The sequence below is a fragment of the Phormidesmis priestleyi BC1401 genome, assembly GCF_001650195.1.
In the GTDB taxonomy this organism is placed as follows: Bacteria; Cyanobacteriota; Cyanobacteriia; order Leptolyngbyales; family Leptolyngbyaceae; genus Phormidesmis_A; species Phormidesmis_A priestleyi_B.
The window spans coordinates 87,127-101,476 of sequence record NZ_LXYR01000017.1 but is presented as its reverse complement, the minus strand read 5'-3'; the positions used below and the strand labels follow the sequence as shown (position 1 = coordinate 101,476).

Below are 14,350 nucleotides of genomic sequence, written 5' to 3'. Positions count from 1 at the left end.
TCAAGAACGGATCGTTAAAAACCTGAAGAAAAAGGCGCTAACTCTGGGGTTTGACCTTGTTCCTAAATCCACTGCTCCGGAGTGTGTTTCTTAGGAGGTATCTCAAATTTAGCGATCGTGTTCTCCATTGTGATTGCAAATGATTTCACTGAGCTTTCTAATCGCTTGAGAAAGTTTACTCTCATCATCGCAATCAGATAAAATTCACGATCGCTCTGCCTAAACAAAGACTGATCTTCATAGCGTTCTCGATGAGGTCCTAAAACATACTTAAACAGATTAAACAGCGATAGCTGATAGTCAGAAATTTCGTCATTAATTTTGTCAAACGACAGAAATCTCCCTCTCAAATCAATCTCTTCGACATAGACAGAGATTGACTTTTGCCGTTCAGGAAATCCCCCCAACTGCTCGATCGTATCTTTGTAATAGGTCTGAATATGTTTGCGCGATCGAGCGATCGTTAATTCATCCAGCAGCTTGAAAAACGAAGAACTCAGTTTCGCCAACAGCTCACTCGTTTTGCGCTCTCCCGAAACTTTTGCCCAATTCGTAAACGTCCGTTGCGCGACTTTGAGCGTCTCTTGCAAACTCCGAATCCCGATCGACCCCTGAAACGTCCCATCTTGCCCCTCCGTCAACAAATAAAGCTGATTTCGCAGATCCTTCAAATCGTTGTTCACCGGAGTTGCCGACAACAGCAAAACCTTCGTTCTCACGCCACCCTGAATGATCTCCTGCATCAAGCGATCGTAGCGACTCTGCCGAATCACATTCCCGTCTTCGTCGCGTCGCCCTTTAGTGTTGTTGCGAAAATTATGCGACTCATCAATCACCACCAAATCATAAGCACCCCAGTTAAACGTCTCCAGATTAATATCGCCAACTCGTCCCGAATCACGACTCAAATCCGCACACTCTCGCGCCACCCGCTTTTGCTGAAGCCGATTGCTCAACGACAATCCTTCATCTTCGATTTTGAACGACTTCTTATCGACTCGTTGGGGATCAAGCGATCGCACAAAACGCGGTTCACCAAACAAAAATTGCAGTTCGTCGATCGTCGTCAGTTGATCTTTCAGCGCCTCAAATGCATAGATCGTGGAATAAGCGACACGATCGAGAGTTTAGAACCCGACCGAATCTTGGCTTGCAAAAAGTCTCCGACCGTTCCTCGGCTGTGATTACCTCGAATTCCAGATTGCGATGTCATGCCCAACCTCATTAAAAATCTGACCTTTTACTTTAGTATCGGCACAGAGAATGAGTGAGTTTTATAGCACCTTCGATCGGGCGGTTCGCTGACCTACTTTCAACCTGTTGATAGAACGTCAAGTGACTCAACTCCTCGATCGCAGTCATCCCCAACTTTGGCGCACTCCCTCCGACCCACAATTGCTATAGAATAGTTAAGTCGGCATTCGCTTCCAGTCTTCAGAACCGAACATCGCGTCAACCCTTCAACCCATATCTGTCTGCCAAGACTGGTGCCGCTCACGGCAACAGACCGATGTTATCTCTGGAGTCTCATGTCTTTTTCCACCCTTGGTCTGTCTGACGAAATCGTTCGTGCGGTCACTGCACGCGGCTATACTGAGCCGACTCCGATTCAGATGCAGGCAATCCCCGCCATTCTGCGCGGCAGCGACTTATTAGCAGGTGCTCAAACAGGCACAGGCAAAACAGCAGGCTTTACACTTCCTCTTCTGCAACGGCTCTCTGAAAAACGCATTTCAGACTTGCCCAGCCATCCCCCGATCCGATCGCTGATCCTTACCCCTACCCGCGAACTCGCCGCCCAGGTCGAAGAAAGCGTGCGCGAGTATGGCAAACACCTCAATCTCACCTCAATGGCGATCTTTGGCGGAGTCAACATCAACCCCCAAATTCGCCGACTCAAAAGCCGAGTCGATATTCTCGTCGCCACCCCCGGACGGCTGCTTGACCACTTGCAGCAGCGCACCGTCGATTTGTCACACATCGAGATCCTCGTGCTAGATGAAGCCGATCGAATGCTCGATATGGGTTTCATTCGCGACATTCGCCGCATTATTACCAAGCTGCCCCAGCGACGACAAAATCTGCTGTTCTCCGCGACTTTCTCCAATGAGATCAAGTCACTGGCTCAAACGATTCTCAACAACCCCGTGCTGATCGAGGTGGCACCGCCCAAAGCGACCACCGAGCTAATCGACCAAAAAGTCTATCGAGTTGCCCGCGATCGTAAGTCCGAACTATTAACTCACCTGATCAAACAACACAATTGGTTTCAGGTGTTGGTATTTACGCGCACGAAGCACGGTGCAGATCGCTTGTGCAAACAACTCACCCAGGGAGGCATCACAGCCCTGGCGATTCACGGCAACAAAAGCCAAATGGTGCGAACTCAAACCCTGGCAAAATTTAAGGACGGCAAAGTGCAGGTGCTAGTCGCAACCGATATTGCTGCCCGTGGCATTGATATCAGTGAACTGCCGCAGGTCGTCAACTTTGACCTCCCCGACGTGCCCGAAGACTATGTGCACCGCATTGGGCGCACAGGTCGAGCCGGAACCGCCGGAGCCGCGCTATCTCTAGTGTGTGTCGACGAATACAAGCTGCTCGCAGACATCGAAAAGCAAATGAAGCGATCGCTGCCTCAAGAAGAGATCGCTGGTTTTGAGCCTGATCCCAACGCCAAACCTGAGCCGATTCAGCGTCGATCGCCGCGATCGCAGCAGCCTAAAGCAACCGTCACTCCTGGGCGATCGTCTTCCGGCAGACCGCGACAACGCTGAGGGATTAACTGTGCAGTAGTCGCAGCCGATCCAACACTTAGATCCCGCGACAGCACAAACCATTCTGAAAGCGTTATCGGAACGCGTTCGGAACGCGTATCTAGACCATGATGCTGAGATTGAATATCCCGTAGAGGCTGTTTTGGAGATGGCAAACACTTCGTGGAGCGGAGCTAGCGCCAGATTCCTCGACTCGGAAGCCCTCAGTTTTGTGGACTGCAAGCCAGATTCCTAGATCAATGAATGCAGCGATAGCAGATTCACCCAATGCCGTAGAGACGTTCTGGTGGAACGTCTCACCGTTTTTGCAACAACCCACAATCTCCCATTACCTCCAATCCTTCCAATCAAGATTCAAAATCGACGTGTTTGGAAACGCCGTCGGATTGCCATTCGCATTTAAGCGTTTTTGCAACCGCTCCAAATCAGCATTCGCTCTGGGCAGATTTTCGATTAACTGATACGGCATCGTTCCCGTTTCTAGCGCAAACGATGCAGTGGTTCCGGCAGCGGCTCCGGCTGACCACTCGATCGAGTGAACTCGATATGCCGAGGCGCTAATATGATCCACTGCAATGCTTTTGCCCGTCACCAATAAGTTATCGATTTTCGGCGGAATCATTGCCCGTAACGGAATCTGAAACGGGTAGGTTTCATCGGCTCCCTGTCGCTCTCCGGGGCGTTCTTGATTGCCTGGTTTTTCGGACGGCGACTCAACCATGCAGGGGTGAAAATCGAGATTATAGTGACCGATGCCCACACTGTCAGGGTAGATGTGCGCCCGCGATCGCCACTGCAATTCTTGTGGAGAAATCTTGCCGCGAATCACGTCGATCGTGCGTAACCCCGCCAGCGCTGTGGCTAAATTTCGGTAGGTGTCTTCAGGGAGATTTTGATAGTAAGGAGTATCGCGAAAGTCTTTTCGAGAGGCTGAGATTTCGTCGATCGCAAATCCATTTGGGTAGCCGTAAGCATATCGTCCGATCAGCCGCCTTGACTCGCGAATATAGGGATATTTTGACAGCCCATGAGCCGTGCCCATTGGTGAATCAAATCCTTTGAGAAATCGTACATTGGGAAACGGTTTCTTAGTCGCCAGTTTTGCATCGCTCGTGCCAGCCACAAACCAGTAGAAATAGCCCAACGCTTGTTCTTCGCCGCCTTGCAGACTGCTGACTCGCAGCCCTCCTTGCCACCCTCCGGGCGTAAGCTGCCCCGTTGAGGCAAGCTGCTGCCGCGTGTAGAGATAGTTATCTGCCGACGTGCCGGGAGCATAATCATTGCCCCAGTTCCAATTCTGCATTGAGATATCACCAGGCGCGATCGTTTTCGACCCCGCGCTAGATTGAGTGCTCAAAATTCGTCGATAGGTAAAGACTAATTCTGGAGCCTTGGCATACTGATCAGAGTTAAAACTGTAGGACTTAGCATATTGTGGATAAAACGTAGGCGGTTCAGCGGCTTGAGGCGTTGCCGTTGCCTCCATTGCGAAGGTATAAGTAAACGCTTGCGCGCAGTAAGGATCGCCACTAGCACTAGACGAAGACGGATTAGTATAAGACCGTCCATCTACGCCGAGACGATAGGGCAGATCGGCTAAAGCTAATAGCTCTCCGGTCTCGGTGGCTTCGACGACGTACCACTTTCCAGAGGGCGGCGGCACAAAGCGCACGATCGCCTTTTTGAATCGAGCCGAATCGTCTTCGCTGTAGGTGTCTGCAATCGTTTGAGACAACGGCTCACTATTTAGAGGCGGCGCACCCGATGCAGAACGATGCTGAATACTGCGAACAGATTGAATCTGTTGCCCTGTGCCCAAGGTGCCCACTTGCAAATCTTTCACCACCGTGTTGGGGAAAAATCGCAGTTTGCCGTGTCCCTGCTTTTCGGCTTCGCGCAACATCGTTTGCAAAGTTTCGTGCCCGTCTCTGGGTAAAAAACAGACCAGACTCACCCAACAATTTCCCGGCGATTTTTGATCTTTGTAGCGATCGACGAGTCGCTGTCGAAACTCGGTATAGCCCTGCGGAAAATAGAGCTGCGATCGCTGCGTTTTTTTCTCATCGAGCGCCGACGTGCCCTGAGACGAAACCTGTCCGCCTAGCCAATCAGTAATCTCGGTCAGGCAGACCGTATGACCCGATTTTAGAGCCTCATAAGCAGTCGCCACGCCCGCCAATCCACCCCCGACCACCAGCACATCGCAGGCAACATCTTGATCGACCGATCGCGCCTCAGCGTGGGGCATACGGGCAACCACTGCCGGAAGAAGAGACAGTCCTAAAGCCAAACGAACGTAAAATTTCATAGCAGCAAACTGAGTGAACTGGAATTGTAGAGCGAGTTAGGTCAAGCCGTCACCCATCATTCGACGGTTGTAGATGATGATGGATTCACCCGATGCTGTAGAGACGTTTCGGTGAAACGTCTCGCCGCTTTTGCCATGACCGATCGAGCGATCGCATCCAAAAACCGAATCAGTATGATCCCCAGAAACGTCGCAGCAATCCCTCAAAAAAGTGCCCGTTCCACAAGGATATCTCCTTACAAAACGGGCACTCATTTAGCGTCCTAAACGCTGCCTAGTCAACCAAACTCGGCTTTAGCTCCACCGTTGGTAGCTCACATTCATCAAGAGAAACAGGCACGGGCTGGACGTGCCAGATGCTCTTGCAATACTCGCTGATCGTGTAGTCGGACGAGAACTTGCCCATCCGCGCCACATTCAAAATCGACATCCGCGTCCAGTGAGTTTGATCTTGATATGCCAGACTCACCTTCTCTTGACAATCGGCATAAAACTGGTAGTCTGCCAGCAGCATATACTCATCTTTATATAAGAGTGAGTCTACGATCGACTTAAACAAACCCGGTTCTTTGGGCGAGAAGAACCCAGACGCAATCTGATCGATCACGGTTTTGAGTTCGGGATTGTTGCGGTAGTACGCCAAAGGATCATAGCCCTGAGTCTTCATCGCCATCACTTCTTGAGCATCTAACCCAAACAGGAAGAAGTTTTCTTCGCCTACTTCTTCACGAATCTCGACGTTGGCACCGTCTAGGGTTCCGATCGTCAGTGCCCCACTCAGAGCAAATTTCATGTTTCCGGTGCCAGAGGCTTCTTTGCCAGCCGTTGAAATCTGCTCAGATAGGTCAGCAGCCGGATAGGTAATCTGCCCCAGCGAGACCGAGAAGTTGCCCAAAAATGCGACCTTCAGCAACCCTTTAACATCGGGATCATTGTTGACGACTTCTGCGATCGAGTTGATCAGCTTGATCACCAGCTTTGCCATAAAGTAGCCAGGAGCCGCTTTGCCGCCAAAGATAAAGGTTCTGGGAACATCAGTAGAGTTAGCGCCGTGCTGTTTGATCCGATTATAGAGAGCGATAACGTGCAGTGCGTTCAGCAATTGCCGCTTATATTCGTGGATGCGTTTAACCTGCACATCAAACAGTGAATCGGGATCGATTTCGAGATCGTTGTTGCTTTGGATATAATCTGCAAGAACGCGCTTGTTGTGTTGCTTGATCTCACGCCATGTTTTTTGGAATTCAACGTCATCTACAAAGGCTTCTAGCTTTCTCAGTTCTGATAGATCTTTGACCCAGCGATCGCCAATCTTGCTCGTAATCAGAGCCGAGAGTTTGGGATTGCTCATCAACAGCCAGCGACGCGGAGTTACGCCATTTGTCTTGTTTTGAAACTTCTCTGGATACATCTCAAAGAAGTCGCGCATCACGTCATGCTTAAGCAACTCGGTGTGCAGTGCCGCCACGCCGTTTGTGGTGTGACTGCCCACAAATGCCAGATGCGCCATGCGAATGTGCTTGTCATCGCCTTCCTGAATCAGCGACATCCGCTCAAGTCGTGCCCGATCGCCCGGAAACTTCTGCCGAATCTCATCTAAAAAGCGGAAGTTAATTTCGTAAATAATCTCTAGATGTCGGGGCAGCAGCCGTCCAAACAAGCCGACTGACCAGCGCTCTAACGCCTCGATCAGCAGCGTGTGATTGGTGTAGGCAAACGTATGGCGGGTGATGTCCCACGCTTTATCCCAAGTGAGAGCGTGTTCGTCGATCAGCAGTCGCATCAGTTCAGCAACCCCGATCGAGGGGTGGGTGTCATTTAACTGAATCGCCACTTTTTCTGGGAACACATCGAAATTATCGTGGTTGCGGAGATAAGATCGAATAATGTCTTGCAGCGAACAGGACACAAAGAAATATTGCTGCTGAAGCCGCAGTTCTTTTCCTTGAGGCGTATTGTCGTTGGGATAGAGAACTTTCGAGATGTTTTCTGAGAAGGTTTTTTCGGAAACTGCTTGCGTATATTCGCCCGCGTCAAACACCTGGAAGTTAAAGTCTTCACTGGCTTTGGCACTCCAGAGGCGCAGGGTATTGACGGTGTTGTTACGATATCCCGGTATAGGCGTGTCGTAGGGCACACCATAGACCGTCGCTTGCGGAACCCACTGGACTCGGTAGCCGCCCTGAGCGTCGGTGACTGCCTCAGTATGACCGCCCAGCTTGATCTCGACGGTGTAATCGTTGCGGGCGATCTCCCAGGGGTTGCCATAGCGTAGCCAGTTATCGGGACGCTCGCGCTGCCAGCCATCGACAATCAGTTGGTCAAAAATGCCAAATTGGTAGCGAATTCCATATCCCATCGCGGGGATTTCCAGGGTCGCCAGCGAGTCGAGGAAACAGGCGGCGAGTCGTCCGAGTCCACCATTGCCTAAGCCAGGTTCTTCCTCCCGCTCTAGCAGGTCGTCCAAGTTTAGCCCCATCTCTTTGGCGGCTTCTTTCATCTGATCGTAAATGCCCAGGTTAATTAAGTTGTGAGATGAAAGTCGCCCAACTAGAAACTCGGCAGAGAGATAATAGACAATTTTGGTATCTTTCTTAAAATAAGTTTGTGCGGTTTTAATGCGGCGATCGGTCAGGCGATCGCGCACGCTGTAAGCCAACGCCATGTAGTAGTCATTGAGCGTAGCAAACTGCTCATCTCTGCCCTGAATGTAGTAGAGGTTGTCTTTCAGGGCTTGCTTGAGGTTTTCCAGGGTCATTCCTGTGCGATCGTTCTTACCAGACATAGGCTGTTTGCTGTTCCCTACAAATTGGCTAATTTTATTCGCATTGGGCACCCTACAACTGGCGATTGCCCAGAAGAAGTAGCCAATATTACACTAAACTATGATCTTAACTAAACTTGGGAGAAGTTAAGCAAAATAGCAGAAAGGCGATCGTTTGATTAGACCTCCTGCACGAATCCTTCGCCCTCTCCCTGGCAGGGCTAATTTAAGGTCGAGAAAGAAAATCTGTACCCTTTATCTTGCGTTAAGGCATCATTCTGATGCTGAACGAAGACTCAAGCTTGTGAATTTTATCTGGTGACAACTAATCAGCCCTGCTCTCCCTGGGGAGAAGGGAGCTAGAACCTCTTGTTCCCTCTCCTTGGGGCTACCGTGTACACACAAGTCCAGCTAGACCGGGTTTGTGACTAAACGACAACATGAAAAAATAAGCAATCCCATCTTGATTCACGCAAAACAAGTCGGGAGAAAAGCCTTTGGAGATCCTAGACTGGTAAAAAAGGGGCAGCATTATATGAGTCTATGCAAAACCATCAGACCATCGTCATCCAGCAAATTAGCCGTAATCGGTCAGAGCAAATAGCTTACTACCGCTACTTGGAGAATGAGCAGGTGAGCGTACCGGAATTAGTGAGAAGTTTGGCAGACCATTGCCAAGAACAAGGATCGGGGAGACCTGTCCTAGCCATTAGCGACACGAGTGGAATCAACTTGGATGCGCATCGGGGTCGGTTGAAAGAGGAAGGAGTCGGGGTCGTCGGAAATAATCGAGATTTAGGATTTTTCATTCATCCCACGCTCGTTTTGGATGCTCAAGATGGGTTTCCACTGGGCTGAGCCATGTGCAACTGTGGACTAGAGCCATCAGGCATGGGGATAAACAGGAAAGACGTTGCCAAAAACTGCCGATTGAAGCGAAGGAATCCTACAAATGGTTGGTTCCAGCCGAGCGTAGCCAAAGATGCTTTCAAGCAGGCGATGCCCAATAAACCCTCTCTCAGTCCCTTGAGTGGACTTTGCACCGTTAGACCGTGATTTTCAATCACGGGCGGGTGAATGCCAGAAACGAGAGAGTTTTAGTTCAGGTGCAAGATCTCAGTTAAGGCTAAACTCAATTTCCCCAGTTGATTGAAGGCAGTCTTGCCAGAGCACAAAGGACACATACAAGCGGCTGGAGCCTGTGAAAGCGGCTACATTCTAGAAGTCGAGGCAACGGTTGAGGTGAGTCCGCCTGTAACGATCGCATCTGAGGCATTAGGAGGCGCGATCGCCACCGGAGCCGCCGCTTGCCAACCGCCCGAACTGTAAGTGTAGTAAGCACCACCCACTAAAAACTTCAGGGAGCCATTTGCACCATAGTAGTTTTGCAGTTGGATAGAGCCAGAGGAACCTAGCCCGATCGTTAAATTGCTGCCACTCACGGCGGTGGTCAAATTTGACAAGGTATATCCTGCAAGCTCTACCACATCGGCAGCACTGCCAGACTCAATCACGTCGTTCCCTGTGAACGTGCCAAATGTATAGCCCTTAAAGATATTGCTGGCAGCGTTGGCGATGATGTCATCATTTCCGGGTGAATTGATCAGATTCTCAATCACGGTGCCGTAAGCGATCGTGGTGCCAAAGTTAGAGGTGGCATATTGCGGACCCTGTGGAATTCCGTCTGTCGGCTGACTATCTTGGCTATAGTCATAATAAGTTGACCCGTTATAAGACGATTGAGTGGTTAAAATGCCGCCTGGGTTAAGATCAAATCGATAGTTTGACGCAGTCGACAACCCAGAAAAGTCTAAGGTATCTACTCCACCAGCGTCCCAAATGCTTTGTTTCAACTCAGTGGTTGTGCTGCCAAAAAACTGATTCCCTACAGCATAGCCATAGACAGTTTTAAACGTGTAAGTCGTAGAATTCGCATTGTTATCTCTAGCGCCATAGAGATATTGTAGTGCTCGAATGTCGTAAGGCATAAGCGTGACTGATTTACTTCCGGTGTATTTTGTGTCACTCGTCCCATTGTTATAGGTCATCACGGTGTTTGTGAGATTATCGTCGCCAGGTGATAGATAAGGTCCCTCTGTCGTGCCTCCTCCCACGTTGTAATTTCCGGAGTGTTTTAAGCCTAGCGTGTGCAGCGTTTCGTGCAGAAGTGCCGTATAGCCGTAGCTTCCGGCTCCCTCTTCAAAACTTGCGGCTTGGTTGGGGTTGAGGTGAACATCACTGCCAATGCCATCGCCTGGGTAGTAGCCATAGGCATAAAAACTGTAGGCAGCACTGTTTGCACTTGACCTGCCATCAGAGTATAGATAGCGAATGACCCCACAACTCGTAGCGGTATCTGCTACTTCGACAAACCGGACGTTGATGTAAGACTCGATCGAAGACAAAATCGATCGCACATTATTCTTGATCAGGCTGCTGACTTCTGAGACGGTCTCATTCCCCGTGTAAGCACCTGACCCATTTGTGTAGAAACTATAGGGAATCACTCCTCCATTCGCACTCGTATTCCAGTAGGCGTGGTTTGCGTTCCAAAGAGCATCGATCGAGGGGCTGCCAGACGCTGCGCCATAGTTCACCACGGGATTAGTGATCGCAGTAGCGTTGGCGATCGTGTTTCCAACCGCGTCATTGGTGAGAGATTGATCAAATTGCTTGGAAATTGAGACGAGTTGCCAATTGGGATCGGGGATTTTGAGAAGCCAGACTGCCGAATCGATCGCGTTACCTTTCATTTGCCAGACTGCATTCTCGCCAGTGGCATAATTTCGCCAAATTAAATCAGCCTGTCCGTCATTATTGAAGTCTGCAACCCCTGCTAGTTTCCAGTTCAGGTCAGGCACTTTAGTGAGATAGACTGCCGACTGGATGGCGTTGCCGTTCATCTGCCAAACTGCATTCTCGCCAGTGGCATAATTTCGCCAAATTAAATCAGCCTGTCCGTCATTATTGAAGTCTGCAACCCCTGCTAGTTTCCAGTTCGGGTCAGTTACTTTGGTGAAATAGACTACTGAATCAATGGCGTTGCCCTTCATCTGCCAAACCGCGTTTTCGCCAGTAGTGTAATTTCGCCAAAAAAGATCAGGCTGTCCATCGTGATTGAAGTCTGCGGTAGTCTCTAGCTTCCAATTTGGATCAGTTACTTTGGTGAGAAAAACAGCCGAGGCGATGGCGTTATCTTTCATCTGCCAAGATGCGTTTTCGCCAGTGGCATAATTTCGCCAAACTAAATCGGTTTTGAGATCACTCGTAGCAGACAAATCAAGGCTGTAGCGATCGCTGTCTTGACTTGTAGAAACCCGGAGATAGTAAGTTCCAGGAGCAAGAGTTGTGTTGATGAGTTCATCGATCGCGCCGCTATTATTGGAGGCAGAAAGGACTTCGCTGCTGCTAACCACTCCGTTACGATCGCGGTCTTGAATTAGCTCAAGGTTGACATCTCCATTTAAGTGATTGAGAACTGCACTGAGACTGCTATAACTCTTGAACTGAAATCGGTAATAGTCGGTTGAATCAACGCGGCTAATTGAGTTTGTAAACGTCTGCGCGCTAGAAGACAGGCTAACGTCTTTAGCTGTCTCCAAAGTGTCGTATGCCACAAGGTTGCCTCTACAAGAATCTGAGTTCTTGGCTAAGGGTTCCTTTTAGACTATGAAGATCTATGTATTTATCAAAACTTTATATAACAAAGATTACTCCGTATATACCGAAGTTGTACTGAGAGCAATACTTAGATGAATCCTTTAAGAAATTGGCTCAAACACCATTTGAGGAACCAGAAGTCTGTTTGTGTCGGCTTTAAGCACTTGAGCGATACCCAGAAAGCGACCGTCTTCGTGATAAATTCGGACGATCGTACCATCTGCTAGCGTGTCATTCGCTACTACTTTTTGCCCCCATCGCCAGCGTTTTGCGGGTTCTTCGGGCAGGGTGATGATCGGCAAGTGAGATAACGCGACATCAGGCGCGATCGGCAAAAAGAGATCGTCTTGCAGTTGCAGAGCAAATTCATCGAGCGTCAGGCTATCCCCGATCGTAAATCCACTGCTATCGGTGCGAATCAGCTTGGCTAACGTGCCTCCCGTCGCCAACATCGCTCCCAAATCACGAGCGATCGAGCGAATATAAGTCCCGGAGCCGCAGTCGATCGCCAACTCTAATTCTGGAAACTCGCTTGATCGCCAATCTAAAACCTCTAATGAATAGATTTCTACAGACCGCGAGGGAACCTCGATAGATTCACCCGATCGCGCTAAATCATACAGCCGTTTTCCCTGCACCTGAATGGCACTATAGTTAGGCGGCACCTGCTGAATCTTGCCCTCAAATAAAGGGAGTTTCGCCGTTACAGCCTCTAAAGTGAGCCACGGCACAGGCTGACTTGACAGCACATTGCCCTCTAAGTCATCGGTCGCCGTCGTCAACCCAAACCGAATCGTTGCGTGATATGCCTTATCTTGCGGCAAATATTGCAGCAGCCGCGTTGCCCGACCTAGCGCGATCGGCAACACTCCCGTCGCTGCGGGATCGAGGGTTCCGGCGTGCCCGACTCGCTTGAGATTCAACAATCGCCGCACTTTGGCGACGCAATCATGAGACGTAAATCCTACCGATTTGTTGAGATTCAAAAACCCGTTATTCACCCGGCACCTTTATTTTTTCAGTTGGTCTGCACTCAGCGATCGCACCAAACTCAGCCGCAGCGGGTCTTGGCTGATTCGTTGAGCATAGCTAGCCGAGAGATACGATCGATAGCTGGGCTGATTGGCAATGTAGGTTTGAAAGAATGCCAAACTCAGGGCGTTCATATAGCGACGGGCAATCACGGGCGTAGGACCTGCTACTTCTGGAGGAAGCGGAACTGAATCATTGGTTTCCTCTAGCGTCGAAAAATGAGTGCCGCGATCCATTAGCACGAGATAGCGATCGGGAGTCTTTAACCAGGTAAAGGGCTGAATCTGTTCGGGGAGCGCTGGGGCAACGGTGTCTGCGCTTCCTGCCACCAACATGGTTGGAATCGAGATTTGCTCAAATCCAGCTTGACCTAACACCGCGCTATCGACCGGGTTAATCGCGATGATCGCTTTAACCCGCGGATCTTGTAAGTTGTAGCTGAGGCGCGGTAGAGCATTTGCCCGACACTGCAACAGCACCGATAAATTGAGAGTGCTATCCAACGCTTGAACGCCACAGTCTTTTTGCAGTTGCTCAAAATTAATCGCAGCACCTGCCAGCGCTAAGACCGTGTAGCCTCCAAAGGATTGCCCTAAAACGCCAACTTGCTCTAAGTTAAGGCGACTGTAGCGAGGGTCAGACTGGGCGCGTCGCGTCAGATCATCCAACAAATATTTAATATCAAGCGGACGATCGACAAACTCGCTCGGTGCTGCGACCTCGCTGACGGTGCCTGAAATTAAGGCTTGAAACTGTTGAGCATTGCTGCCGGGGTGTTCGGGCACGGCGACTGCAAACCCGTGAGAGGCGAGGTGTTCTGCCAAATATCGAAACGTGGTGCGATCGGAACCCAAGCCGTGAGAAATTACCACTACTGGAATTTTGCGCGTTTGGCGACTCGTTCTGACCTGTGGCAGGTAGACATCGACCGGGAACACGCGATCGCTTCCTAATGCGGTGACAAAACTGCGAGTCCGATAGACCATCCGAATCGTTTCTTTTTGCCAGCGAATCGAGCCTCGATTTGCCAGATCGGGGAGAGGAGTCGGGCTAGTAATTGGGGTGGCAAGGGCTTCTAGCTGAGCCAGTTGAGTGAGGGTTGTCGTAGCTTGATTAGTGCGAGTGATGACCTGCTCTAAGTCTCCAGCAATTTGCAGGGCAGTCTGTAAATCGATTCGCAGCCCACGGGTCGGAAATTTGCGAAACACATTCAGAGGAGTTAACCCTTGAGGATCGCTGGATGCCAAAATCAGCGCTGCCCGAATTGCATAAAATCCGGTGTCTCTCGATTCGGGCTGAATCACCTGCCCCAAGCGTCGCAGCAAGATTTCTCCTTGCGGCGTGTAGAGAAATTGAGAGACCGCGATCGGGGTCACGTCTGCCCTGATTACTAATGCCTTTTGCAAAGCTGCCAATCGCTGGGCATCGGCATATTGAGCGTAGACGCTCAGATCGTTATCTAATTTTCCGGTTTTGGCATAGGTTTCGAGAGCAGCCACCGAGATCGATCGCTCCAGCACGCCGTAGGATAGATAGAGCCGCTCGGCACTCAACGCGGGGCGAGTCAGCAAGGCAGCCGGAATCAGACTCCAGCCAATCAGCGTCAGGCTTTTTTGAATCCAGTTCGATCGAGGTTTAGAGTGGTTGAGTGGGAGACGATCGTGCATAAAGAACCTTGCTCTGATTAAAGGGCAAGTGCAGATATTATTTTTGGTCAAGCGTAATAACTCATTGTGACGCACCGGGGCGATCGCTCACAACTTGATTTTGCGACACACCGCAGAGGTGGTCAGGTACAATGATTCTCTA

9 protein-coding genes are annotated in these 14,350 nt (G+C 50.1%); 2 read left to right on the top strand and 7 right to left on the bottom strand.

The window, feature by feature from the left end; genetic code table 11:
• Positions 1–62 precede the first annotated feature (62 nt).
• On the bottom strand, positions 63–1,043 hold the full coding sequence (locus tag A8707_RS11620; RefSeq protein WP_068817117.1) for a DEAD/DEAH box helicase: 981 nt from the start codon (positions 1,041–1,043) through the stop codon (positions 63–65).
• A 486-nt stretch (positions 1,044–1,529) separates the two neighbouring features.
• Here A8707_RS11620 and A8707_RS11615 point away from each other — a divergent pair, with 486 nt between their 5' ends.
• Positions 1,530–2,777, top strand: coding sequence for a DEAD/DEAH box helicase (locus A8707_RS11615; protein ID WP_082906330.1), 1,248 nt, complete (start codon positions 1,530–1,532; stop codon positions 2,775–2,777).
• Between the two features lie 328 nt (positions 2,778–3,105).
• Here the strand turns inward: A8707_RS11615 and A8707_RS11610 are convergent, their stop codons facing one another.
• Genes A8707_RS11610 through A8707_RS11605 form a run of 3 tightly spaced genes read right to left on the bottom strand, consistent with a single transcriptional unit; the run spans position 3,106 to position 7,870 of the window.
• Positions 3,106–5,085, bottom strand: a complete 1,980-nt coding sequence (locus A8707_RS11610) for an FAD-dependent oxidoreductase (protein WP_068817115.1) — start codon at positions 5,083–5,085, stop codon at positions 3,106–3,108.
• 36 nt (positions 5,086–5,121) lie between these two features.
• Positions 5,122–5,340 (bottom strand): hypothetical protein, encoded by a 219-nt coding sequence (locus A8707_RS28060; protein WP_156518500.1) that lies wholly within the window; start codon positions 5,338–5,340, stop codon positions 5,122–5,124.
• 19 nt (positions 5,341–5,359) lie between these two features.
• On the bottom strand, positions 5,360–7,870 hold the full coding sequence (locus A8707_RS11605) for a glycogen/starch/alpha-glucan phosphorylase (protein ID WP_082906329.1): 2,511 nt from the start codon (positions 7,868–7,870) through the stop codon (positions 5,360–5,362).
• 522 nt (positions 7,871–8,392) lie between these two features.
• On the opposite strand from A8707_RS11605, the gene A8707_RS11600 reads away from it, so the two are divergent.
• A complete protein-coding gene (locus A8707_RS11600) occupies positions 8,393–8,707 on the top strand; it encodes a transposase (protein WP_068817112.1) in 315 nt (104 codons plus the stop codon).
• A gap of 353 nt (positions 8,708–9,060) precedes the next feature.
• Here A8707_RS11600 and A8707_RS11595 read toward each other — a convergent pair whose 3' ends face one another.
• The 3 genes from A8707_RS11595 to A8707_RS11585 all read right to left on the bottom strand — a co-directional run bounded on the left by A8707_RS11595 (position 9,061) and on the right by A8707_RS11585 (position 14,208).
• The gene (locus A8707_RS11595; protein WP_068817110.1) at positions 9,061–11,466 is read right to left on the bottom strand and encodes an FG-GAP-like repeat-containing protein; all 2,406 of its coding nucleotides are present in this window, start codon (positions 11,464–11,466) and stop codon (positions 9,061–9,063) included.
• 144 nt (positions 11,467–11,610) lie between these two features.
• Positions 11,611–12,510, bottom strand: a complete 900-nt coding sequence (truB, locus tag A8707_RS11590; protein WP_068817108.1) for a tRNA pseudouridine(55) synthase TruB — start codon at positions 12,508–12,510, stop codon at positions 11,611–11,613.
• 9 nt (positions 12,511–12,519) lie between these two features.
• Positions 12,520–14,208: an alpha/beta hydrolase gene (locus A8707_RS11585; RefSeq protein ID WP_068817107.1), complete on the bottom strand. Its 1,689-nt coding sequence runs from the start codon at positions 14,206–14,208 to the stop codon at positions 12,520–12,522.
• Positions 14,209–14,350 lie beyond the last annotated feature (142 nt).

Bases quoted from the DNA above. Each gene is read 5' to 3' on its own strand.
- A8707_RS11600 (WP_068817112.1), top strand. From the start codon at position 8,393: ATGCAAAACCATCAGACCATCGTCATCCAGCAAATTAGCCGTAATCGG.
- A8707_RS11605 (WP_082906329.1), bottom strand. From the start codon at position 7,870: ATGTCTGGTAAGAACGATCGCACAGGAATGACCCTGGAAAACCTCAAG.
- A8707_RS11615 (WP_082906330.1), top strand. From the start codon at position 1,530: ATGTCTTTTTCCACCCTTGGTCTGTCTGACGAAATCGTTCGTGCGGTC.
- A8707_RS11610 (WP_068817115.1), bottom strand. From the start codon at position 5,085: ATGAAATTTTACGTTCGTTTGGCTTTAGGACTGTCTCTTCTTCCGGCA.
- A8707_RS28060 (WP_156518500.1), bottom strand. From the start codon at position 5,340: ATGAGTGCCCGTTTTGTAAGGAGATATCCTTGTGGAACGGGCACTTTT.
- A8707_RS11585 (WP_068817107.1), bottom strand. From the start codon at position 14,208: ATGCACGATCGTCTCCCACTCAACCACTCTAAACCTCGATCGAACTGG.